We start from the raw sequence: 22,632 nt of genomic DNA, 5'->3' as shown, positions 1-22,632 counted from the left end.
CACACCGCCAGCTCATAAGCGGGGCCCCCGCACAGTTGCGGTAGTGGTGCATCTGGAATCTGGGTTCTCGCACATTCAGCCCTGGTGACAAGGCTGTCATTCTTCCGGCGGCGCTGCGCGCGCCGACGCGGTGCTTCTCCTCCCCCCCGCGTCGGCGTGCTTTAATCATCCACCTTCTCCGACTGTGTCGCCCCTCAGTACGCCCGTCGGTGGTAACGCGCTTTGCGCCCCGTGAACCCGGGAAACCCAAAACACCCCGACCAGCGCGATGGCGACCGCTACCCATCCGACTGTCCCGTATCCCACGATTTGCCCGGTCGGCGAACTGCTCAGCATCAAGCCGCCTATCCAAGCGCCACATCCCGTGCCTAAGGCCTGTAGCGCACTGTTGGCGCTAAGAAAAGCTCCGCGGCGGGCAGGCTCGGGTACGGTTGTCAGCAGGGCCTGCATGGGTACCATCCGTCCTGACATTAGCACCATGAAAAACGGGAAAAACATCACCAGCGCGTAGAACGGTAGATCCGGCAGATGTGTCACAAAGAGGACGGGCAAGAACGAAAGTACCGCCGCTATCCGGAATACGCGTCGCGTGCCGAACCGATCCGCAAGTCTGCCCACCCGGCGCGAGGTGAAGAACGTTGCCGCGCCACCCGCCATATATAGCCATGACAACTGCGCCGGGGCCACGCCATGGTTGGCAACCAATACCGGGGAGATAAACGGAATCACCAGCATATGCGCAATCATCATCATGAAAGTCAGCGCAAACGCATTCATATGCCGCGGGTTGCTCAACAGCCGCCACAATTCAGGTAGTACCTCGCCAAGCGCCGGCTGGCGGCGGCTCAAATGCTCGGCAAGCGAAGGGACCAACTGCCAACCAGCCACCCAGACGAGCAGCGACAACACCACCAGCAGATAGAACGGGGCTGCCCAGTTGAAGTGCGCGCCTAACATCACGCCAGCCGGCACGCCGGCAATCGCAGCCAATGAGAAGGCGGTCATGATCGTGCCCGTCGCGGCGCCGCGGCGTTGCACCGGGATCACGTCGCCGACGATTGCCATGATCACGGAGCCCAATACGCCACCGGTAATGCCAGCAAAAGCGCGCGCGGCAAGCAGAAGGGGGAAGCTGCTCGCCAAGGCGCACGCGAGATTCGACAGCGCGAACAGCGCATAGACGGTCAGCAACAACCGACGCCGGTCGAAGCGGTCGATGTAGGTCGCGGCGAATAACCCCGACAACCCCGAACACCACGAATACGCGGATACGGCCGTCGCAAACGCGGCTGGTGTGATACTGAACGCGTGCATGATCTGCGGGCCGAGCGGCATCATCACCATGAAGTCCATGATGATGGTGAACTGCGTCAGCGCAAGCAGCCACAGCAAACGGCGCTCGTGCTTTGTGCTAATTGAATACATCGGTCAATTCCTTGTTTTTGTTCGACGCACGCTGACTGCAGGGTTTAGGTAGGTGGTGCGGCCCACGCATCGCCGCACGGCCTCCGCATCTTGTGCGGCCCGCACTGCCCAGACGGCTCTCGCAGCGCACACGGCTAGCAGAACGTATGCAGTACATTGCGCGCACGCTGCGGATCGTCAGTCGTCGAGCGATTCATGTACCGCTTCGGCACCCTGTTTCCAGTAACTGGCCGCGCGAATGCGAGATTTCTCGACGCCACGTTCCGTGCACAGGTGGTAGCGCACCGCACGCATCGTCGCGGATTCGCCGGCGGCCCATACGTAGCCTTCACCGTCTTCGGGTAGGTAGATTTCGCGTACCGCTTGCAGCAAGGCCTCACCGCGATAACCCGATTCGCTGCGATAGCGCCAGACGATATGCAGTTCGGCTTGCGTAGCGAATTCGATCTGCGCCGATGGATCGGCCACTTCGATTACCGCCGCGACGCGTGTGCCGGCAGGCAGCTCTTCGAGGCGGCGGGCAATGGCCGGCAGCGCGGTGTCGTCGCCAATCAGCAGATGCCAGTCGAAGCCGGTCGGTATCACCAGCGAGCCCCGCGGGCCGCCAATGCCGAGATACTGGCCCGCTTTGGCTTGTGCCGCCCATGTTGCAGCCGGGCCGGCCTCATGCATGGCGAACTCGATGTCCAGTTCGCCCCCTTCCGCGTCGAAGCGGCGCGGCGTGAAATCGCGTGCGACCGGTCGCGGCTGGCCGGCGGGAAACACCGGACCGTCAGGACCGGCTTCGGGCAGCACCGGTTTGTCGGCGCCGGGTTCGGGGAAGAACACTTTGATGTGATCGTCGAACGAAGCGGAGACGAAGTCGTGCAGATCGTCGCCGGTAACGGTGACGCGAATCATATGCGGGGTCAGTGCGTGCACCGCTTTGACCTGCAACAGACGGAACTTCAGCGGATGTCGTACGCGATAGACCGCGAGATCGGTCCGGTTGTCATTTGCCAGCATAAGTGTGCTACTCCTGTTGGTTTGATTGGCGCGCGAAGGTGCTCATGGGCACCTTCGAACGCGAGTGTCGGATGGCGCGATCTCAGGCGGTGAATTCGCCGCTGCCTTCGTCGCTGCCGGGATTGCCTTCGCCTTCGATTTCCTTCGTCGCGCGCATCAGGATCGCGGCGATGCGGCGCTGTTCGTCTGCCGGCACGTTGTCACGGCGCAGGAGCGCATGCTTCAGCGCGCGGCGCGCTTCGCTCAGTTCGGGCAGCCAGCCGCCTTCGCTGATGTCGGCCGGCTCTTCACCGGCGAACGCACGGCGCACGGAATCCATTTTTCGGGCGATATGCGTCAGTTTGGCGAGCATCAATTCGACGCGGTCGCGGTTGGCGGCCAGGTACTCGCGGCCCGTTTCCGACAGTTCGTAACGCTTGCGATTGCCTTCGAGTTGCACGGTCACGTAGCCGAGTTCTTCCAGATAGGTGAGCGCCGGATAAACCATGCCCGGGCTCGGACTGTAGAAGCCGTTCGAGCGCGTTTCGAGCGCCTTGATCAGTTCGTAGCCGTGGCTCGGCTGCGCTTCGATCATTGAAAGCAGCAGCAATTGCAGATCTTCGGAGCTGAATTTGCGGCCGCGCGGAAAACCGTCGCCTTCGCCACCAAAGCCGCCCGGGCCGCCGCCGCCGAAGCGCCCACCACGGCCGCCGCCGCGATGCTCGTGATGGCGGCCGATTGCGTGCCACAGTGCGTGCAGGGAGAAGCGGTCGTGGCCGTAGCCGAATTCACCGCGGTCGTCGCGTTCACCGCGTCCGCCATGGCGGCCATAGCCACGCTCTTCGCCATGGAACTCATGTCGGTCGCCATCACGGCCGCGTCCGTCGCCGCGGAACTCGTGCCGGCCGCCGTGGCCGCGCTCGCGGTCGTGAAACTCATGTCGGCCGTCGTGGCCACGCTCGTCGCCGTGAAACTCGTGCGAATCGCCACGCCCGCCGTGACGGCGTTCGAAACCCTCGCCGCGTGCTTCACCACCGCGCTCGCCGCCGAATGCGTAGTGACGGGCGAACGCATGCCAAAGCGCATGCAAGGACGAGCGGTCATGCCCGGCGAAGAAACCTTCGTCCGCGCCACGCGAACGGGAAAAACGATTTTGATGACGCATCTTGGGTGCTCCCGATTGTGTCTTAAGATGTGTCGTAAGATATATATCTTAAGATCGTTTGTCAAACTCATTTTTTGAATCGCACGTCGTCAAAAGAGACGCTTCATGCCAAAAGGTCATTAATTAAATGACATTCATGCCCTCGTGAAATTGCCAGGAAGCGCCGAGAATCTCATTCAGCGCGGCATTGGCCGTATTCACGGAGCGACGATCATGTATGCAATTACGGGTGTGACAGGGCAGGTGGGTGGGGCGGCGGCGCGCGCCTTATTGGAGGCGGGGCTAGCCGTGCGCGCCGTGTTACGCGACAAAAGCAAGGCAGCGGAGTGGCAGGAGCGGGGCGCCGAAGTGGCGGTCGCATCCTTCGAAGATGCGGACGCACTCGCTGCGGCGTTCAGCGGTACGGCGGGCGTCTTCGTGATGGTGGCGCCGAACTTCGCGCCGCAACCGGGTTATCCGAACGCGCATGCAGCGGTGGCGGTGCTGAAAGAGGCGCTCATGCAAGCGCGGCCCGCGCGCGTCGCGGCGCTGTCGTCGATCGGTGGACAGCGCGAGTCGGGTCTCGGTCTCATCACGCAAGTGCATATTCTCGAAGAGGCGCTTGCGGATCTGCCCATTCCGACGGCGATTTTGCGGCCCGCGTGGTTTATGGAGAACTCCCTGTGGGATATCGCGCCGGCGCGCGAGACGGGCGTGATGCCGAGCTTCCTGCAACCGCTCGACCGTGCGTATCCGATGATCGCCACTGCAGATATCGGCCGGGTGATCGCTGAAACGCTTGCTCAGTCGTGGCAGGGGCGTCGCGTGATCGAGATTGAAGGGCCGCGGCGCTATACGCAAGATGAAATCGCCGCGATGCTTGGCGGCGTGCTTGGCCGCTCGGTGAAGGCTCAGGCGGTGCCGCACGATCAGTGGGAGGCACTGTTCCAGTCGCAAGGCACGGGCTGGCCTGCGCCGCGCATCGAGATGATCGACGGCTTCAATTCAGGGTGGATTGATTTCGAAGATGGCGTGAACGAGCGGGTGGTTGGCAGCACCGCTTATCAGACGGTGCTGGCGGAGTTGGTTGAGCGCGCCGGCTGAAGCTTAACGGCTCCGTACCGGTTCTGGGCACAGGCGGGCGGTGTAGCGCTGGTTTGGGCTCACTCGCCAAACGCAGTTTTCGTCAAATGCGCCTCGCTGCCGTCAGCCTGCTGCAGGCCCCCGCCTTATGTCGGCCGCCGCGTGCGTGATCGCGGACAGGTGCTGGTCAGGGTCAGTCTTTGACCGCGCTCTTTCCCGGCCAGGCCGCAGCAGTCGCCGATCTTACGACGCAACCTCGGATGGTCCCCTGAGTGCTAAAGTGTGATCGTGGCGCAGCGAAGTGAGGTAACTGTTAACTCTCGCTAGCAATCTTAAAAGTGGCCAACGAGGACGCCTCTCGCACGTTGAGAGAGGCAGGGCACTCGCCCTCAGTTTTGAAACCTTTTAAGGAGTCGAAATGAAAACCCTTGCTGCGACTGCATTGCTTGCGAGCCTCGTAATCGGCCTCACCGGTTGCATTGTCCCTGTCGCGCCCGCGCCCGTCGGAATCACAATGGGGTGGCATGGCGACCAGTACTATGATGGCCATCGCTACTGGGCGCACGACGACTGGATGCGCGATCACCCCAACGATCGCGACCCGCACAATCAACATGACGACCACCACGATGAAGATCACTAACCGCCGCGTGATTCGACATCCGGGCTCCGGCAACGGAGATTGCCTGTCTCGTCGTACACCATGATGTTGAATCCTTCGCTTGGCGCAGGCGGAACGAAATAGCGGGTGATTAGCTCATACTGGGCCTCGGATGTCTGGAATGGATGTTCGCCCGCCGCGTTTCTCGCCCTTAACCTGGATTTGCAGATCTCATCGCTCACATCCAGATAGTGAAGTTGATGTTCGCAGCCGGCAGCCTGAAATAAAGCGTGCCCCCATGCACGAGTGTTAGTCGTGTTAAATGGGAAGTCGAGTACCACTGATATCCCTGCCGCGAGGAGCGATTGGATGTGCTCGGTGAGGAGCGTCTTGAGGCGTCCCGCGTAGCGCACATAGTCTGCCAGCGTATGAATTTCTCCCGGATAGAGACGCGCGATCCATACGTCTTCGCTGATCAGGAGCATCCGCTGAGAATTCACCAGGCGATCCGTAAGCGTGGACTTGCCCGAGGCAATTTTGCCGCAGACCATATGGAGTGTGGCTGCGTTACCAGATCCAACACCGTCAAGAAACCTGCTCCCACTCGTCATTTTCAGGCGCTCCAATTAGGGCCCAGAAAGCAAAAAACCCGCCTTCTGGGCGGGTTGTGATTGCTTATTGTCAACTCAATAGCTATCCCGCCGAGACTGTCGCGGCGTTAATAATCGAGTTGATGTGGGATCGGTTCATGTGCCAAAGCATAATGCAGCGCACGGAATGAGACAAGTAACTTTGAGCGAGACCCGGATGGATGCGCGACGCCAGCCGCGACTTCAAAGATCGAGGACCAGCAGCGGCGTCTTTGCGCGCGAGCAGCAAGGCAGAAACTGATCGTTGGCGACGCGTTCTTCGTCGGTCAGGTACAGATCGCGATGATCCGGTTCACCGGACAGCACGCGTGTGAGACAGGTGCCGCACACGCCTTGCTCGCATGACATCGGGACTTCGACGCCACAGTTGCGTAGCGCCTCGACGACCGTGATGCCGGGCGGCACGTCGACCACACTGCCGGAACTGGCTAGCCTGACCTGGAACGCACCGTTCGCGCCAGCGGCTTGGGGCGCGGCGCCGAAGTATTCGCGGTGGACGTGAGTGGCGGGCCAGCCAGCTTTCGATGTGGTCGCCAATACGGCCTCGATGAAGCCTGCCGGACCGCAGACGTAGACGTGGGTATCGGTAACGGGGCGCCCGAGGACGGTTGGCAGGTCGATCCGTTCGCTGGGCGCGGCGGTGTCGAAATAGAGGCGTGCGCGCGCTTTGAGGTCCGGTGCGGTAAAGCGTTCGCGGAAAGCGGCGCGCTCAGGTTCGCGCGTGCAGTAATGGAGTTCGAACGATTGACTGGTGCGGATCAGGTGTTCCGCCATGCAGAGAATCGGCGTGATACCGATGCCGCCTGCTAGCAGGATGGAGTGCGCCGCATCTTCCACGAGCGGAAAGTGGTTCTTCGGTGTACTGATTTCAAGCGTCGAACCACAAGAGACTTCATGCATGGCGATCGAGCCGCCGCGCGAATTGGGATCGCGCAACACGCCGATTCGGTACAGGCCGGTTTCAGTCGGGCTGTTGCACAGCGAATACTGCCGGACGTGGCCATCGACATGCACGTCGATATGCGCACCCGCCGAAAACGGCGGTAGCGCTTCACCGCCTGGCGAGGCCAGTTCGAACATGCAGATATCGGTAGCAACGTTGAGCTTGTGGGTAATGAGGGCTTTCATGGATGCGTTTGGTGATAAGGCGGGCAGCACGCCGGCATCCGGGCGACCGGATGCCGGCATCGGGGCGGAGGCTTAATTCGCGACCGTCAGTTCGTGTTGTTGCTGGATCAGCCGGTCGAGCACGCGGCGCGATTGGACGCCGCCTGCATCGATATTGAGTTTGAGGATCGGACGGTCCGGCCAGGTCAACAGGTTGCGCTGTTGTGCTTCGAGCATGCCGAGGTCTTCGGAGAAAATCCGCCCTTGGCCTTCACGGATCGTGTCGGTCAGCGCCTTGTCGTCGGCTGCGAAATTGCGTGCCATGCCCCAGAAATACCAGATCGACGTTTCGGTTTCGGGTGTGATGAAGTCAACCACGATGCTTGCTGCCTTATGCTGCGGTTCGGCGTGATAGCCGCCCTTGCCAGCATGCGCGACGCCCACCTCGATCATGACGTGGCTCGGCGGCGTGAAGTGGCAGATTTGCCAGCGGTCGCACGGGACGTTGTCCGCCAGTTCGTTGCCGCGCAGAGCAGCCGCCCAGAACGGTGGCGGCATGATGTTTTCCATGAAGCGGCTCGTGATGACCGTGTCGCCGTCGACCTTGGTCACAGGCGGCGCTTCCTCGATCTCCGGCTGGCCGATGCTGCTCGCATGCACATAGGTCTCGTGCGTGAGGTCCATCAGGTTATCGATCATCAGGCGGTAATCGCACTGGATGTGATACAAGCCGCCGCCGTAGGCCCAGGCCGGGTTGTCAGCCCATTCGAGGTGGTGAATCGCGGCCGGATCGGCCTTTTCCTTGTCCCCGGTCCATACCCAGATAAAGCCGTAACGTTCGACCACGGGAAAATTGCGAATCGCGGGAATACCGCCCACACGCTGACACGGCATGCTGACGCACTTGCCGTTCGCGCCCATCGTCAGGCCGTGGTAGCCGCAGACCAGGTGACCGTCGCGCACGGTGCCGAGCGACAACGGCGCGCCGCGATGCGGGCAGAAATCTTCCAGTGCTGCGACCGTACCGTCGCCGGCACGGTAGAACACAATGCGTTCGCCGCAGATCTGTCTGCCGAGCGGTTTGTCTGCGATCTCATCCGGGGTACAGGCGACGTACCAGGCGTTCTTCAAAAACATCAATCTCCTCCATGGCGTATCGGGACGCCTTTAGATTGGGGGGGCGGCGGTGCGCCGGCGTAATGCCTGGCACGCGCTGCCGTCCGGCAAGACTTAGCGGGCGTTGCGGCGGATCAGGTTGCCCCCGATCAGCTTCGTCATGGCTCGCTGGTTTTCCAGCACGCGTTTCAGGTTCTGATGCGCGATCTTCGAGTGCTCGCGCATCAGCGCTTCGGCGCGGGCGCCTTCACGGTTCTCGATCGCTTCGAGCACCGCGCGATGCTGTGCCTGCGCCACTACCAGCGTCTCGCGCGCGCGCGGGTCGAGCGACTGCACCACGGCGAACGCGCTGGCGGATGCAAACGGTAAGGTCGCGACCCGCTCGATTTGCCGCTCGACGACGCTGCTGTCGGCGGCGGCTGAGAGCAGCCGGTGAAAGCGGGCGTTCGCATCGACATAGCCCGAGAAACTCTCTTCCGTCAGGTCGCCGACCAGCAACTGGTCGATTTCGTCGATGCATTCATGCAGATCGCGGAACATGGAATGCGTGATGCCGCGTTCAGCGGCGAGTCGCGCGGCCAAACCTTCTAGCGTGCCGCGCATTTCGATCGAATCACGGATTTCAGTTTCGCTGAATGAGCGCACCGCAAAGCCGCCCGACGGAATCGGCTCGAGCAGACCTTCTTCCTGCAAGCGGATTAAGCCGGCGCGCACTGGCGTGCGTGACACGCCAAGCCGCTCGACAACCCACAACTCGGAAATCCGGTCGCCCGCGCTTAGCTCGCCGCCGAGGATCAGTTCGCGCAGTCCAAGCAACGCGCGGACCGTCTGAGAGGCGGGGGAGGAAGTTTTTCCGTCGACCGCTAGATTTTCACTATCTGACATGGTGCAGCTCGTTCGAGGTTGCAGTTTCGGGGACGCCGTCTGACATCCGAATAACGGCTCGATGAATACAGATTGTATACAGCTCTTTCATTAATTCAACAATTTACCCGCAAATATCGGGTTAACACTCATAAATAGGATGTGTTTGGAGATTTTATGTGTACAACGATTGGATTGTTGTATTGACACGTCTATCGGATCTTCCTACGATCAGGGTTCGAAAAGTTCGATAAACGAAGCGCGGTTCTATATACGAACAACAGGAGGCGGGCACGTGAACAAGAATGTCACTCAGCATGACAGCCGATACGAGCGCACGACGCTTGTGCTGCTTTCTGTTGGATTTGGACTGGTCGGGCTCGACCGCTGGATCATCGCTCCGCTGTTTCCGCACATGATGAAAGACCTCGGGCTGTCCTATCAGCAACTAGGGTCGCTGATCGGCATTCTCAGTCTCGCGTGGGGTGTGTGCTCCATTGCGATGGGGCGTCTTTCCGATAGGATCGGCCGTCGCAAGATCATGATTGCAGCGATGATCATGTTCTCGCTGCTGTCGAGTTTCTCCGGATTCGCGAGTGGCTTCCTGAGCCTCCTGCTGATTCGCTCGGTGATGGGCGTGGCCGAAGGCGCCTTTACGCCGACTAGCGTCGCGGCAGTGGGCGAGGCTTCGCATCCGTCGCGGCGCGGTTTCAATCAGGGCCTGCAGTTGAGTATGTTCGCGCTGCTGGGCCTGGGTCTCGCGCCTATCATCGCCACCCAGTTGTTGCGCGTCGTGCCGTCATGGCACTGGGTGTTCGCGGTATCCGTGATTCCCGGGCTGATCGTCGCGGCGTTGATCGCGTTGTTCTTGCGCGATCAACCGCGCAATGAACTGGTGAATCTGGCGACCATCGGCGTGCCGGGCCAGCCGCGTTGGAGCGAACTGTTCAGGAGCCGCAACGTCGTGCTGGCGATGCTTGCCACGCTGTGCGCGATGGCCGGGATCTTTGTGATCGGCGCGATGGTGCCTAACTACCTCGTCGATTATCTGCACCTCGATACCGAGCATATGGGCTTCGTCGTCTCGGCGATCGGCTTTGGCGGCTTCCTCGGGGAATTCGGGCTGGCGGGAATTTCGGACTTCGTGGGCCGTCGCCCGACCACCGTGATCGCTTTCGTCGGCGCGGCAATTTCCCTCTACGTGTTTGCCCGCATCGGCGCGAACCCGGTGACGTTGTTCATCGTGCTGTTCATCGTCTCGTTTTTCGCGCTTGGCTTGCTGGGCCTGCTCACCGGCCCGATCGCCACCGAGGCGGCACCGCTGGGGCTGGTGGCGTCGGCCATCGGCATCACGTCGGGCACCGGCGAAATTTTCGGTGGTGGCATCGCGCCGGCTGCAGCGGGTTTCATCGCTCAGCACTATGGCATCCAGTTCACGTTGCAGTTCGCGTTGATCGGGCTGGTATGCGGTGCATTCGTCTCGCTTGCGCTGATCGAGACCGCCCCCCGCCGACGCGCGAAAGGTGCGGCGGCTGTACTCGCCCAGTAGGGACTACCCAACTATCGTGAGCTGATATCGGACTGTGGGCCTTGCAGTCTGAAAGACAATCATAAGCAATACGTAGGCATGCTAAGTATTGATTCTGAAAAATCAGGTTAAGGAGGCAAATCAATGAAGTACCTTGCGTTGTGGTGTGCTGTTCTTTCGACCTTTGTCGCCGCCGATGCTCGTGCTCAAAGTGTTCCGGCAGGGAGTAGCGTGACCCTCTACGGGTTGATCGATGCCGGCGTGTCTTATGTGAGCAATGAAGGTGGCAACAAGAACCTGAAATTCGACGACGGCATTTTCACGCCAAACCTGCTCGGATTCAAAGGTACCGAAGATCTGGGCGGTGGCTTGCACGCAGTGTTCGACCTCGTCGACCAGTTCACGCTCGGTACCGGCTCGATCCTCTCGGGCGAGGGCATCTTCGGCCGCAATGCGTATGTCGGCCTGGTGAGCGACCGCTATGGCAGTGTGACGCTCGGCAACCAGTACGACTTCATGACGGATTCGCTGTTCTTCGGTCACGACGGACGCGGCGATGGAAGTCGGCGGTCTATACAACTTCCGGGCTGGCCCCTTCAGCAAGATTGCGATTCCGGGCAATCCGCCGTTCGCCCAGCAATTCGACTGGGACCGGATGGCTGGTGCGACAGTCGATAGTTCGATCAAGTATCAGTCGCCTTCCATTGGCGGCTTCAGGTTCGGCGCGCTCTACGGTTTCGGCGGTGCGCCCGGATCGTTTGGCAGCGGTAATTCGGTCAGCGTGGGGGCGAACTACGATAACGCGCCGTTCGGGGTGGGGGCCGCGTACACCGAAGTCAAGTACCTGAGCTCGGGCGCGCCTGAGGTCGGCATTCGCAATTGGGGCGTCGGCGCGCATTATCGATTTGGCGATATTACGACCACCGCGCTGGTGACGACGGTACGTAACACGTCCAACGGCGGCGCCATCGCAGAAGGAGAAGTGGGCGGCAGTTGGCTGTTCCAGCCAGACTGGCAGATCGGCGCCGACTATATGTACATGAAAGGCGATGCGTATCTGAACAACAATCACGCACACCAGGTCACGGCGATCCTGGACCACGTTCTGTCCAAGCGGACCCTGGTCTATGTGGAGGGGGTCTATCAACGGACTAACGAGGGCGCGCAGGCGTTGATTAGCGGCGTACTCGATCCGGATGGCACCTCGAGCGGTCCGAGCCAGTTTATCGGGCGCGTGGGGATGCAGACGCGATTTTGATGGGCGGTTGAATTGCTTGTGGTGGGGGCATCCATACGATGTCGCGCAACAACCGCAGCCACGTCGTGCGTGACTATTTAGCGTGGGTTGTGTGATCTTCGAATGCTGCAGCGATGCCCTCAATCATTGCCGCGATGCGCGCGGTATGCCGAAGGTCTTGATGCGTGACGAGCCAGATTTCGTAGACCGCCCCACGTGTGGGTTCCGGCCATATCTGCACGAGGCCGTCGTGTTGACCCAGATGGATCGGAAGCTCGCCAATGCCAAGGCCGGCCTTTACCGCAGTACGCAGCATGAGGCTGGAATTGAAGGTCGAAACGATGCGCCCCGCGTGTGCCGGCTCACCAGCCAGAGTGGGTGATGTCGGTGCTCGACTACCGGTCCAGTTTCCCTGATAGACGACAAGATCGTGGCCCGCGAATGCGGAGCCAGCGGCGGGCTTGCCGTGCTGCTCGAGATAAGCATGCGATGCAAAGAGCGCCAAGGGCCAGCGAGCAAGGCGCCGGGCGATCAGATCGGGATTGTCCGGCCTGACTGAGCGGACCGCGATATCCGCTTCACGCTTTGCCAGATTCAGCATGCGCGTCGACGTGTCCAGCAGGACGCGCACTTCGGGATGGGCAGCATGCAGGCGTTCGATGGCGGGAAGCAGGAATTCGAGTGCGATCGAGTCGGTGCTGGTGACTCTTACGTCCCCCGCCAGCCGCGTATCCGTGCCTTGAGTCTGTCTGACGAATTCGTGTGCGGAATATTCCATTTTCTCCGCTGATCTCAGCGCGGCCTCGCCGGCGGCGGTCAACGCATAACCCGCAGAGGTGCGCAGGAAGAGCGTTGCACGCAGGGCGTGCTCGAGTGCAGCAATCCGTCTGCCGACCGTCGCCTGATCGAGATTGAGCGTTCTGGCCGCGCCACGGAGCGTTTTTTCGCGCTCCACCGCGAGAAACACTCGCGCGTCATCCCAGTTCATTGTGCCGCCCTCCATGATGCAAATTTGCATCAGACAACGCGAATAATGCCGCGTGAATTCATCAATGTCGACTCCTATACTGAGCGCAAGAGTTCCTCGTTAGTGATCCGGCCGGATCAATCGAGCCTCATCAATCGAAGGAGTGGTATCCATGTCTGCTTCAACTTTTCGTGTGCCGTCGTCCATGATGGCCATTGAGATCAAACAGCCCGGCGGTCCTGAGGTTCTGGTGCCGACAACGCGTCCTGTGCCGGTGCCGGCGGCTGATGAGGTTCTGATCCGCATCCACGCGGCTGCCGTGAACGGTCCCGACGTTTTCCAGCGCAAAGGGCTGTATGATCCGCCCCCCGGCGCTTCGGACATTCCAGGGCTGGAAGTGGCGGGGCAAGTGGTTGCCATTGGGTCCGACGTGTCCCAATTCCGGATCGGCGAATTGGTGTGTGCATTGATTCCCGGCGGTGGCTACGCAGAATATGCCGTCGCGCACGCCTGCAACGCGATGCATATCCCCAAAGGCCTGACGTTGGTGGAAGCGGGGGCCATGCCCGAAACGTTTATGACGGTATGGCTGAACCTGTTCCAGCGCGGCAAGCTGGTTGCCGGCGAATCGGTGTTGATCCATGGCGGCGCGTCAGGTATCGGTACCACCGCGACCATGCTGGCGAAGGCATTCGGCGCGGCGAAAATCATCACGACAGTGGGCTCGCAGGCGCATCGCGAGGCCAGTCTGGCGCTAGGCGCAGATCTCGCGATTGACTACCGCGAAGACGATTTCGTCGCCGAAGCGAAGCGGTTCACCGACGGAAGAGGCGTCGACGTGATCCTCGACATCATTGCCGGCGACTACGTGGCTAGAAACTATGACGCCGCAGCCATGGACGGACGGATCCTCCAGGTGGGCGTGATCAAGGGGCCGGCGAAGGATCTTGACCTCGTGCCGATGCTGACGAAACGTTTGACGCATATGGGCTCGACATTGCGATCGCGCACATCCGCGGACAAGGCGGCCATCGTCAATGAACTCGAGCAGCATGTCTGGCCGCACATCGAGAGCGGCAAGATCAAGCCGGTTGTCTACAAGACCTTTGCGCTTGCCGACGCTCGTGGCGCTCACGAGCTGATCGATTCCGGCACACACTTTGGAAAGATTGTCCTTGCGACAGGTGCTGATCTCATTGACTGAGGTGTCGCTCGCTGCCAAAGCGGAGGTGGCGAGCCGCTTGCCGCTTTCGTGATGGACGTTGAGGAGCAGCGTTACTTTTAAAGGTCGCGGTCTGTCTTACGATCTGCTCGACGCTCGGCCGAAGTCGGTTCGAAAGCGGACGGAAGTGGATCGCGCCTGAATGACTCAGAAGAGCCGACTGATGCCGAATGAAAAATTCGGCATCAGCCACGCTTCTGCTCGATAGACACAAACCGTGAAGTTGCCCGCACCGGCGGTATCAAAAGATTGACTGCCCGGTAAGTGTGGTCAACCATTCCAAAGCCTTCACCCCCGCCAGCGAGTTGCCATTGCTATCCAGCCCCGGCGACCACACGCACACGGCCATCTCACCCGGCAGCACCGCCACGATCCCGCCGCCCACGCCGCTTTTGGCCGGCAAGCCTACCCGATAGACGAAATCGCCCGCCGCGTCGTAGGTGCCGCAGGTCAGCATCAGCGCGGAAAGCCGCTTGGCCGAGCTGGTGTCGAGAATCCGCTCGCCGGTGGCGGGCACCACCCCATGATTGGTCAGAAACAGCGCCGCTTTCGCCAGCTCGACGCAACTCATCGAAATCGCGCACTGCCGGCAATAAGCGTCAACGACCACTTCCGGCGGCATCTCCATGTTGCCGAAGCTCGCCATGAAATGCGCCATCGCGCGGTTGCGATGAGCGTGCTGCAACTCCGACTGTGCGACGCGCAAGTCGTAGTCGATGCTGATTTCACCCGTGAGCCGCCGCATGAATTCGACCAGCGCTGTTTCGGCCTGCACGAAACGGCGGCACAACACGTCGGTGACGACCAGCGCGCCCGCGTTGATGAACGGATTGCGCGGCTTGCCGTGTTCGGCCTCGAGCTGGACCAGCGAATTGAAGGCATTGCCGGACGGCTCGCGCCCCACGCGCTGCCAAAGTGCGTCGCCGAGCAGCCGGAACGCCATCGTGCAGGCGAACAGCTTGGAAATACTCTGGATGGAAAAGCGTATGTCGGCGGCGCCGGTGCGGAACACTTCGCCCGAGGCCGTGACGATGGCCATGCCGAAGCTGTCGGCGGGGACATTCGCCAGTTCGGGAATGTAATCGGCGACCTTGCCGGTACCCAGATAAGGCTGAAGATCGCGATGAATCTGTTCGAGGATGGATGCGTAGTTCATGAGGCTCGGACCGTTGTTGCCGCGATTCTACTGGCAACCTGGCCCGAATTGTTCGTGTGGTGAAACGCTGCCGGGTTCGGCAGCGTTCACTAAGGCTCTGCTAGTCATACCGCCTTTCTTGTGACAGCCGGGTAGAACGCTCGGCCTGTGGCGGCCGCACTATCAATGCGCGCCCGCCGCATCTGGTCCGCCACCGCCCTTGGCCGGCTTCGTAATCCAGATCAGCGGAATGATCAGAATAAAAATGATCGCCGACACATAGAAGATGTCGTTCAGTCCCATCATCGCGGCCTGCGTGTTCACGGTGAAATCGAACAGCGCGTGCGCCGACTGCGGATTCAGATGCAGCAGCGACTGGGTCGAATCGATCTGCTGGTTGAACAGCGGGTTGTCGACGCTGGCCTGCTCGGTCAGCCGGGTGTGGTGCAGTACCGTACGATTGTTCCACTCGTTGCCGGCGATCGACGTACCCACCGCGCCGCAAAACACCCGCACGAAATTCGATAGGCCCGCGGCTGCCGGAATCTTGTTCGGCGGCTGGCCGGACAGAATGATCGCCGTCAGCGGCACGAAGAACAGCGCCATCGGAATGCCCTGCAGCAGCGTGGGGAGCACGAGGTGCCACGTGTCGATTTCGATCACGTACTTCGAGCGCATATAAAACACGATCGCAAAGCCGATAAACGCGAGCGTGGCGATGATGCGCGCGTCCGAGCGTGGCAGCACCCGGCCCATGATTGGCGCGAGAATCACCGCGAACACGCCGAGCGGCGCGGTAACGAGGCCGGCATCCACCGAGCGGTAGTTCAGGTACTCCTGCATCCATTGCGGCAGCAGCACCAGGTTGCCGAAAAACACGCCATACGCCACCGAAATCGCAATCGTGCCGCCGAGGAAGTTGCGTTGCGTAAATAGCCGCAAATCGACGATCGGATTCTCCTCGGTCAGCTCCCACACAAGGAAGAACGCGAAACTGATCACCGCGGTGATGCCGAGAATCACGATGACCGGCGACGAGAACCAGTCGAGGTCCTTGCCCTTGTCGAGCATGATCTGCAGCGAGGCGACCCACGTAATCAGCAGGCCGAGCCCGATCACGTCGATGGGGGGCTTGCGGGTGGCCGACTCGCGGGTGCGATAGATCATCCACGTGACGCCGGCCGCGAAAATGCCGACCGGAATATTGATGTAGAAAATCCACGACCAGCTGTAACTATCCGTGATCCAGCCGCCGAGCGCGGGGCCCGCAATCGGGCCGACGGTCGCGGTCATGGCCCATAGCGAGAGTGCGGTCGACGATTTCTCCTTGGGATACGAGCCGAGCAGAATCGCTTGCGAGAGCGGAATCAGCGGACCGGCCACCGCGCCCTGGAAAATCCGTGCGATCAGCAGGATCGGCAGCGTGGGCGCAATGCCGCACAACCACGAAGCCAGCACGAACATCAGAATCGCGCCGACGAATAGCTTTACCTGGCCGATGCGTTGCGTGAGCCAGCCGGTCAGTGGAATCGAAACGGCATTGGCCGCGGCGAACACGGTGATGACCCACGTGCCTTCATCGACCGAGACGCCGAGGTTGCCCGAGATGGTCGGAATCGCGACGTTCGCAATCGACGTGTCGAGCACGTTCATGAAGGTGGCGAGCGCCACGGCGAGGGTCGCCAGAACCAGTTTTCCGCCTTGCAGCGGCGGTGGTGGTGCGGGCGGCGCGGCGGCAGACGCGGAAGCGGGCTGGCTCAAACGATTCTCCGGATTGCGATGCTACGGATGTTCCATACGGTGCGCTATTCGCTGCCCGGGCAGTGAGCCGGGCAACCGTTTGAATGCTCGCAAAAGCATAACCGTATTCACGTTTTGGCGTTGTCGGCCCGTGCAGGTGCGACGGCAGAAACAGATCCGGCAGCGTATGCTCGCGGCTGAGGCAGCACATGGCTGCGCGGTTGGCGACGCGTGCAGAAACACGATCCGAGCTTACAACGAGGACAGAGAGAGGAATTGAATATGGTGTGGGAGCAATTCGAACACGGCTGGCGGCGCGCGCCGGCGGCACCGCCGGCCAAGGCATTGGTGGTGCTGATGCACGGCGTGGGCAGCAACGCCCGCGATCTGATGCCGCTCGCGGACATCTGGAGCGAGAGCCTGCCGGATGTGGCGTTCACCTCGCTCGACGGCACCGACGCTTTCGACGGCGGCTTCGGCGGACGGCAGTGGTTCAGCCTGAGCGATGTCAACGAGGGCAATCGCGAGGCCCGTGTCGCGGCCGCCTATCCGGCGTTGCGGCGCATGCTCGAAGCCGAACTGGCGCATTGGCAGCTTCCTTTCGACCGGCTTGCATTGGTTGGTTTCTCGCAAGGCTCGATCATGGCGATGCATCACGTGGCGGCCAGCGTGGAAGGCGCTGCGGACGTGGTCGCGTATTCCGGGCGCCTTGCCTCGGTGATCGTCGCGCAGAACGGCACACCGCTTACGCTCGTGCACGGTGAAGCAGACGAAGTGATCCCTGTACGGGAACTGGAATACGCTGCGGATGCATTCAGCAACGCCGGCTATGCGGTCGACGCCTATGTTTTGCCAGGCATTGGTCATACGATAAACGCGGACGGTGTCGAGCTCGGCAAACAGGCGTTGGAGCGTGCGATTGGCGCTTTGTCGCGTGACTGACACAGCCCCGATTGAAAAGTGGCCCTAAAGATTCTGATCTGCTTGCCGTTAACTGCTCATTAGCATGAAAATCACCCCCGCCGCGCGGACCGCGCAACGCCCATCTGGGCGTGCCAAGCGGCTCGGGTGACCGGGGGCGCATTTTCCAAATTGCCCTGCAAGGGCGGATAACGACACATCAGAGCCTTCCTATGGCCAGACCGACGCCGCATTACCCGCTTTTCGATCGACTGTTCCGTCATTCCGTGGCGGTGGACCTCGGCACGGCCAATACCCTCATCTATACCGACAACGGCGGCATCGTGCTGAACGAGCCGTCCGTCGTGGCTTTCCAGACAGAGCCCGCCGCCGGTCAAAAACGCGTGGCGGCAGTGGGCACTGAAGCGCGCCAACTGCTCGGCCGAGCGCCGCGCAACGTCGAAGCGGTGCGGCCGATGCGGCATGGCGTGATCGCCAATTTTTCCGCGGCCGAGCAGATGATCCGGCAATTCGTCGACATGGCCCGCCCGCGGCCGCTGTTCAGCCGACGCGCCGCGTTCACCGTGTGCGTGCCGGCGGGCGCGACCCAGGTCGAGCGTCGCGCGATCAAGGAGGCCGCGGTGGCGGCCGGCGCGTGGAAGGTCAGTCTGATTGGCGAATCGTTGGCGTCGGCGGTCGGTGCGGGCTTGCCGGTATCGGAGGCGGTCGGCTCGATGGTGGTCGACATCGGCGGCGGCACGACTGAGGTCGGCGTGATCTCGCTCGGCGGCCTTGCCTATAGCGGCTCGATTCGTGTGGGCGGCGACAGTTTCGACATGGCGATCGTCAGTTATGTGCGCAACCTGTATGGCGTGCTGCTCGGCGAGCAGACCGCCGAACACGTCAAAAAGGGCATCGGTTCGGCCGTGCGCGACGTGCCGGTCGAGCATATGAACGCGACGGGGCGCAGTGTGGACGACGGCCTGCCGCGTACCGTTCAGTTGAGCAATCACGATATCGCCGATGCGATCGAGGGCCCGTTGCGCCAGGTGATCGGAGCCGTGAAACGCGCGCTTGAAACGGCACCGGCCGAACTGGTGACCGATATTGCGAACAGCGGCATCGTGCTGACCGGCGGCGGCGCGCTGCTAGGCAATCTGGGCCGCCGCCTGACCAACGAACTGGGGCTCGACGTTCGCGTCGCTGATGAACCGCTCACGTGCGCAGTGCGTGGCGCGGGCGCGGCGGCTGCCGCCGGTTTGCTCGACGACAACGCCTACGAATGATTTAATGCAGGACGTCCGGTGTTGCCGGTAGCCGGGATCCGGGCTAGCCGTATAAGCAGGACGGCGCGTCGCACTGGCCGTGAGGCGAGCCACAAGGGGTGCGAGGCACGATGCGCAAAATCGTGAGGTGCCCGGCACAAGCCGCGGCACGCACGCCGAACAAGCCTCTGCGTATATTGAAGCGCTGTGTGACAATACGCACCACGTCCCAATTTCAGGGACGCGAACACGTTTTCTTCCTCGAATCCATTTTTAGCCGGCACCGCCGTATTCGGGCGTTGCCGCGCCGTCTGTGAACCACCTGTGAATCAATCTGTTTCCGCTTCGTCCTCGTCAGCATCTCCGTCCTTTATCGAGCTGCATAGCGGCTTGCGCATGCCCTATGTGGAAACGGGGGAGGGTGAACTGCTGTTGTTCGTGCATGGCTCGCTGTGCGATTACCGTTATTGGCAACCGCAACTGGCGGGTTTGTCGAAGCAATACCGCTGCGTCACGGTGAGCCTCACGCATTACTGGCCGGTGACGGATACCGAGCCCGATCAGCCGTTCAGCTGGAGCGAACATGCGGACGACGTGGCCGAATTCATCGACCGTCTCGGCGCCGGGCCGGCGCACGTGGTAGGGCATTCGCGCGGCGGTTGTGTGGCATTTCATTTCGCACGGCGCCACCCGCAGTACGTGCGCACGTTGACGCTCGCGGACCCGGGTGGCCCGTTGCAGATCGCCGGGCGACCGCCCGCGAGTTTGCCGGAGACGGTGAACGCATTGCGTGCGAAAGCCGCGCAGCTGATCGAAACAGGCGAGGTGGAAGCCGGTTTGCAACTGTTCGTCGATTCGGTGAGCCGTCCGGGTTTCTGGGCGATGAGCACGCCGGGTTTTCGCAAGATGGCGACTGACAACGCACACACGCTCGCGCGTCAGTTCCGCGACCCGTTGCCTGCCTACGTACCCGAGCAGGCGGGCGAAGTGCGCTGCCCGGTGCTACTGATCGATGGCGAAAAGAGTCCCGACATGTTCCGCCGCGCGGCGACGGCGCTGCAAACATGGCTGCCGGATGCGCGCCGCGAAACGGTACGCGGCGCCTCGCACGGGATGAATCTCGCGCATCCGGCAGCGTTCAATCGCTACGTCGACGAGTTCATTCGCTCAGCGGACGTTTGATCAAAGCGCGATCAGCAGCATTCTGCGCGCCTCGTGCGCGCCTGGATGCGCAACGAGCGCTTAATCAGCGCGCAATGAGCTTATGCTGACTGCCGCGCGACGATTCGCGCGTGCAGGGCTCAGCATTTGCGGCTGGTCGCTACGCACACTTCAAGCCTTGCGATGCGCGTCTTTATCGAGCGCGCGTTCCGCGGCTTCGCCGACGAGGCCGTGGTAATACAGATGCACGCCGATCGCGAGCGAGTCGTTGCGAATTTCGTGGAAGGCTTTCCATGCCTTCACGGGGTCTTTGAACAGCAGATAGTGCGCTTCCTGCGCGATCAGATCCGCGACTTCATGCAGGCCATGGCCGTGCAGCACATCCACGAGCGTATCGAGGCTGCGATGCGTGCGCGCGTCGGTACGCGGGTAAAGCATATGCAGCACCGCTACGTCTTGCGTTTTCAGCGCCGCCGACAACGCCACGACGATGTCCTGGTGATTCAATGCGGTGACGATTTTGTCTTCGGTATGGACGTGATCCGGAAACAGTGTTTCGAGTGAGGCGTTCATCGGGTCCTTCCTGATCTTCTGGCTGATGAAAAAAGCCCGCCGTAGGACGGCGGGCCAAAGACAGCGATGTGTTCGCAGGGGAAGCAAAACACGAATTCAGTATCGCAGAGCGGCCGTGTTTGCGCAGCCTGACTGCCGCAAAACATTGTTGCAGTAAGTGTGCGAACTTTCATTTGGCCGGCAACATCGCCGGGCGGACGCGGCCCGTCTTCGAGCGGCCTATTTCCACTTATTTCCGTGTATTTCAGGCGGCCACGGCCATTTTTCAGGCAACGAATGTTGCGTCAGTCGAGATGGATTGTTGCTGCCATTCGTCACAATCAAAGCCCTTGCGGACCGTAGAATGCGAACCGGAGCCTGAGCATGCCACGCGACGATCCGACGATCGAGCATGCCGGCATGTGTGCGATGTGAAAGTAAAAGGAACGTGCAGATGAACTCGAAGACACACGCAACGCTGAGCTTTTCCGACAGCGACCAGACGATTGATCTGCCCATTTATCAGGGCACGCTTGGGCCGGATGTTATCGACATCCGCAAGCTGTACGGTCAGACGGGCAAGTTCAAGTACGACCCGGGTTTCATGTCCACGGCGGCATGCAATTCCGAAATCACCTATATCGACGGTGACAAAGGCGAGCTGCTGTATCGCGGTTATCCGATCGACAATCTGGCGCAAAACGCCGACTTCCTCGAAACCTGCTACCTGCTGCTGAAGGGTGAGCTGCCGAATGCGCAGCAGAAGGAAGAGTTCGTGAACACCGTTACGCAGCACACGATGGTGCACGAGCAGATGCATTTCTTCTTCCGCGGGTTCCGCCGCGACGCGCACCCGATGGCGATTCTGGTCGCCGCAGTTGGCGCGCTGTCGGCGTTCTATCACGACTCGCTCGACATCACTAATCAGCAGCACCGTGACGTATCCGCGATCCGCATGATTGCGAAGCTGCCGACCCTGGTGGCGATGGCATACAAGTACACCGTGGGCCAGCCGTTCGTTTATCCGAAGAACGACCTGTCGTACAGCGCGAATTTCATGCGCATGATGTTCGCCAATCCGGCGGAAGAGTACGAGGTTAATGATGTGCTGGTGCGCGCGCTGGATCGCATTCTGATTTTGCATGCGGATCACGAGCAGAATGCGTCGACGTCGACGGTGCGTCTGGCGGGGTCGTCGGGCGCCAATCCGTTCGCGTGTATCGCAGCGGGCATCGCTTGTTTGTGGGGCCCGGCGCACGGTGGTGCGAATGAAGCCGCATTGAATATGCTGGAGGAGATCGGCTCGGTCGACAATATCCCTGAGTTCATTGCGAAGGTGAAGGACAAGAATTCGGGCGTGAAGCTGATGGGGTTCGGTCACCGCGTCTACAAGAACTACGATCCGCGTGCGAAGCTGATGCGTGAGACTTGCCACGAAGTGCTGGAAGAGCTGGGCCTGCACGATGATCCGTTGTTCAAGCTGGCCATGGCGCTTGAGAAGATCGCGTTGGAAGACGACTACTTCGTGTCGCGGAAGTTGTATCCGAATGTCGATTTTTATTCGGGGATCGTGCAGCGTGCGTTGGGGATTCCGACTGCGATGTTTACGTGTATCTTCGCGATGGCGCGTACGGTTGGGTGGATTGCGCAGTGGAATGAGATGATCGCCGATCCGGAACAGAAGATCGGGCGGCCGCGGCAATTGTTTGTCGGGGAGACTCAGCGCGAGGCTCGGGCGCTTGCCAAGCGGTAAAGGTTCGGTTTTTGCCTGCTCGGCGGTTGTTGTCTGGTTGCGTGCGGCATTGGCTTTTCCTTGATCTGTTAGCCTGCGCGGCGCGTCTTGGCTGTGCCCTTACGGCGTTGGCCTTTCCTTGATTTGATATTGGATTATTAGCGTCGCCCCTGTGCGGGGCGGGCACCTACTTTTCTTTGCCTGCCGCAAAGAAAAGTA

The 22,632-nt window shown here is 61.0% G+C and carries 18 protein-coding genes and 2 pseudogenes; 9 read left to right on the top strand and 11 right to left on the bottom strand.

All coding sequences use genetic code 11. From position 1 onward, the window contains the following. Window positions 1-165: 165 nt before the first annotated feature. The 3 genes and pseudogenes from PQQ96_RS37410 to PQQ96_RS37400 form a co-directional block, all read right to left on the bottom strand. The gene (locus tag PQQ96_RS37410) at window positions 166-1,425 is read right to left on the bottom strand and encodes an MFS transporter (protein WP_408301777.1); all 1,260 of its coding nucleotides are present in this window, start codon (window positions 1,423-1,425) and stop codon (window positions 166-168) included. A 177-nt stretch (window positions 1,426-1,602) separates the two neighbouring features. Next, complete coding sequence (locus PQQ96_RS37405; protein ID WP_408301776.1) at window positions 1,603-2,430, bottom strand: siderophore-interacting protein; 828 nt, start codon at window positions 2,428-2,430, stop codon at window positions 1,603-1,605. A gap of 82 nt (window positions 2,431-2,512) precedes the next feature. Next, window positions 2,513-3,178, bottom strand: a pseudogene (locus PQQ96_RS37400) (PadR family transcriptional regulator); the annotation flags it as partial. 609 nt (window positions 3,179-3,787) lie between these two features. On the opposite strand from PQQ96_RS37400, the gene PQQ96_RS37395 reads away from it, so the two are divergent. Next, on the top strand, window positions 3,788-4,657 hold the full coding sequence (locus PQQ96_RS37395; protein ID WP_408301774.1) for an NmrA family NAD(P)-binding protein: 870 nt from the start codon (window positions 3,788-3,790) through the stop codon (window positions 4,655-4,657). Window positions 4,658-5,054: 397 nt separating this feature from the next. After that, entirely contained in the window at window positions 5,055-5,279 is a 225-nt protein-coding gene (locus PQQ96_RS37390; protein ID WP_408301779.1) for a hypothetical protein, read from the top strand. On the opposite strand, the gene PQQ96_RS37385 is transcribed toward PQQ96_RS37390, so the two are convergent. The 4 genes from PQQ96_RS37385 to PQQ96_RS37370 all read right to left on the bottom strand — a co-directional run bounded on the left by PQQ96_RS37385 (window position 5,276) and on the right by PQQ96_RS37370 (window position 8,995). Then, entirely contained in the window at window positions 5,276-5,848 is a 573-nt protein-coding gene (locus PQQ96_RS37385) for a P-loop nucleotide/nucleoside kinase family protein (RefSeq protein ID WP_408301772.1), read from the bottom strand. The genes PQQ96_RS37390 and PQQ96_RS37385 overlap by 4 nt on opposite strands. Before the next feature lie 222 nt (window positions 5,849-6,070). Then, window positions 6,071-7,015, bottom strand: coding sequence for a PDR/VanB family oxidoreductase (locus tag PQQ96_RS37380; RefSeq protein ID WP_408301770.1), 945 nt, complete (start codon window positions 7,013-7,015; stop codon window positions 6,071-6,073). Between the two features lie 72 nt (window positions 7,016-7,087). Next, a complete protein-coding gene (locus PQQ96_RS37375) occupies window positions 7,088-8,131 on the bottom strand; it encodes an aromatic ring-hydroxylating dioxygenase subunit alpha (protein WP_408301768.1) in 1,044 nt (347 codons plus the stop codon). A gap of 93 nt (window positions 8,132-8,224) precedes the next feature. Then, window positions 8,225-8,995 (bottom strand): GntR family transcriptional regulator, encoded by a 771-nt coding sequence (locus PQQ96_RS37370; protein WP_408301766.1) that lies wholly within the window; start codon window positions 8,993-8,995, stop codon window positions 8,225-8,227. 274 nt (window positions 8,996-9,269) lie between these two features. On the opposite strand from PQQ96_RS37370, the gene PQQ96_RS37365 reads away from it, so the two are divergent. Together PQQ96_RS37365 and PQQ96_RS37360 are read left to right on the top strand one after the other, a co-directional pair. Continuing rightward, window positions 9,270-10,523: an MFS transporter gene (locus PQQ96_RS37365; RefSeq protein WP_408301764.1), complete on the top strand. Its 1,254-nt coding sequence runs from the start codon at window positions 9,270-9,272 to the stop codon at window positions 10,521-10,523. A 123-nt stretch (window positions 10,524-10,646) separates the two neighbouring features. Further along, window positions 10,647-11,760 (top strand): annotated as a pseudogene (locus PQQ96_RS37360) (porin). A gap of 73 nt (window positions 11,761-11,833) precedes the next feature. On the opposite strand, the gene PQQ96_RS37355 reads toward PQQ96_RS37360, so the two are convergent. Further along, window positions 11,834-12,727 (bottom strand): LysR family transcriptional regulator, encoded by an 894-nt coding sequence (locus tag PQQ96_RS37355; RefSeq protein ID WP_408301762.1) that lies wholly within the window; start codon window positions 12,725-12,727, stop codon window positions 11,834-11,836. Between the two features lie 151 nt (window positions 12,728-12,878). Between PQQ96_RS37355 and PQQ96_RS37350 the strand changes: the two genes are divergently transcribed. Next, window positions 12,879-13,910: an NAD(P)H-quinone oxidoreductase gene (locus PQQ96_RS37350; protein ID WP_408301760.1), complete on the top strand. Its 1,032-nt coding sequence runs from the start codon at window positions 12,879-12,881 to the stop codon at window positions 13,908-13,910. Window positions 13,911-14,169: 259 nt separating this feature from the next. On the opposite strand, the gene PQQ96_RS37345 is transcribed toward PQQ96_RS37350, so the two are convergent. Both PQQ96_RS37345 and PQQ96_RS37340 read right to left on the bottom strand, forming a co-directional pair. Then, on the bottom strand, window positions 14,170-15,084 hold the full coding sequence (locus tag PQQ96_RS37345) for a glutaminase (protein ID WP_408301758.1): 915 nt from the start codon (window positions 15,082-15,084) through the stop codon (window positions 14,170-14,172). Between the two features lie 162 nt (window positions 15,085-15,246). Then, a complete protein-coding gene (locus tag PQQ96_RS37340) occupies window positions 15,247-16,824 on the bottom strand; it encodes a DHA2 family efflux MFS transporter permease subunit (RefSeq protein WP_408301756.1) in 1,578 nt (525 codons plus the stop codon). Between the two features lie 261 nt (window positions 16,825-17,085). Here PQQ96_RS37340 and PQQ96_RS37335 point away from each other — a divergent pair, with 261 nt between their 5' ends. The 3 genes from PQQ96_RS37335 (at window position 17,086) to PQQ96_RS37325 (ending at window position 20,150) form a co-directional block, all read left to right on the top strand. After that, on the top strand, window positions 17,086-17,745 hold the full coding sequence (locus PQQ96_RS37335) for an alpha/beta hydrolase (protein ID WP_408301754.1): 660 nt from the start codon (window positions 17,086-17,088) through the stop codon (window positions 17,743-17,745). Window positions 17,746-17,936: 191 nt separating this feature from the next. Beyond that, entirely contained in the window at window positions 17,937-18,989 is a 1,053-nt protein-coding gene (locus tag PQQ96_RS37330) for a rod shape-determining protein (RefSeq protein ID WP_408301752.1), read from the top strand. A 375-nt stretch (window positions 18,990-19,364) separates the two neighbouring features. Further along, window positions 19,365-20,150 (top strand): alpha/beta fold hydrolase, encoded by a 786-nt coding sequence (locus tag PQQ96_RS37325; protein ID WP_408301750.1) that lies wholly within the window; start codon window positions 19,365-19,367, stop codon window positions 20,148-20,150. Between the two features lie 150 nt (window positions 20,151-20,300). Here PQQ96_RS37325 and PQQ96_RS37320 read toward each other — a convergent pair whose 3' ends face one another. Then, window positions 20,301-20,702: a hypothetical protein gene (locus tag PQQ96_RS37320; protein ID WP_408301749.1), complete on the bottom strand. Its 402-nt coding sequence runs from the start codon at window positions 20,700-20,702 to the stop codon at window positions 20,301-20,303. Between the two features lie 433 nt (window positions 20,703-21,135). Between PQQ96_RS37320 and gltA the strand changes: the two genes are divergently transcribed. Beyond that, entirely contained in the window at window positions 21,136-22,434 is a 1,299-nt protein-coding gene (gene gltA, locus PQQ96_RS37315) for a citrate synthase (protein WP_408301748.1), read from the top strand. Window positions 22,435-22,632 lie beyond the last annotated feature (198 nt).

Origin of the sequence: Paraburkholderia sediminicola, assembly GCF_046027825.1 — a bacterium.
Lineage (GTDB): Bacteria > Pseudomonadota > Gammaproteobacteria > Burkholderiales > Burkholderiaceae > Paraburkholderia > Paraburkholderia sediminicola_D.
Note: the sequence above shows the minus strand (reverse complement) of the source record. Positions and strands in the feature narration are given on the sequence as shown.

Coding starts and splice junctions, on each gene's coding strand:
- PQQ96_RS37320 (WP_408301749.1), bottom strand. CDS start 20,702: ATGAACGCCTCACTCGAAACACTGTTTCCGGATCACGTCCATACCGAA.
- PQQ96_RS37380 (WP_408301770.1), bottom strand. CDS start 7,015: ATGAAAGCCCTCATTACCCACAAGCTCAACGTTGCTACCGATATCTGC.
- PQQ96_RS37370 (WP_408301766.1), bottom strand. CDS start 8,995: ATGTCAGATAGTGAAAATCTAGCGGTCGACGGAAAAACTTCCTCCCCC.
- PQQ96_RS37330 (WP_408301752.1), top strand. CDS start 17,937: ATGGCCAGACCGACGCCGCATTACCCGCTTTTCGATCGACTGTTCCGT.
- PQQ96_RS37335 (WP_408301754.1), top strand. CDS start 17,086: ATGGTGTGGGAGCAATTCGAACACGGCTGGCGGCGCGCGCCGGCGGCA.
- PQQ96_RS37410 (WP_408301777.1), bottom strand. CDS start 1,425: ATGTATTCAATTAGCACAAAGCACGAGCGCCGTTTGCTGTGGCTGCTT.
- PQQ96_RS37345 (WP_408301758.1), bottom strand. CDS start 15,084: ATGAACTACGCATCCATCCTCGAACAGATTCATCGCGATCTTCAGCCT.
- PQQ96_RS37390 (WP_408301779.1), top strand. CDS start 5,055: ATGAAAACCCTTGCTGCGACTGCATTGCTTGCGAGCCTCGTAATCGGC.
- PQQ96_RS37405 (WP_408301776.1), bottom strand. CDS start 2,430: ATGCTGGCAAATGACAACCGGACCGATCTCGCGGTCTATCGCGTACGA.
- PQQ96_RS37395 (WP_408301774.1), top strand. CDS start 3,788: ATGTATGCAATTACGGGTGTGACAGGGCAGGTGGGTGGGGCGGCGGCG.
- PQQ96_RS37350 (WP_408301760.1), top strand. CDS start 12,879: ATGTCTGCTTCAACTTTTCGTGTGCCGTCGTCCATGATGGCCATTGAG.
- PQQ96_RS37355 (WP_408301762.1), bottom strand. CDS start 12,727: ATGAACTGGGATGACGCGCGAGTGTTTCTCGCGGTGGAGCGCGAAAAA.
- PQQ96_RS37375 (WP_408301768.1), bottom strand. CDS start 8,131: ATGTTTTTGAAGAACGCCTGGTACGTCGCCTGTACCCCGGATGAGATC.
- gltA (WP_408301748.1), top strand. CDS start 21,136: ATGAACTCGAAGACACACGCAACGCTGAGCTTTTCCGACAGCGACCAG.
- PQQ96_RS37325 (WP_408301750.1), top strand. CDS start 19,365: ATGCCCTATGTGGAAACGGGGGAGGGTGAACTGCTGTTGTTCGTGCAT.
- PQQ96_RS37385 (WP_408301772.1), bottom strand. CDS start 5,848: ATGACGAGTGGGAGCAGGTTTCTTGACGGTGTTGGATCTGGTAACGCA.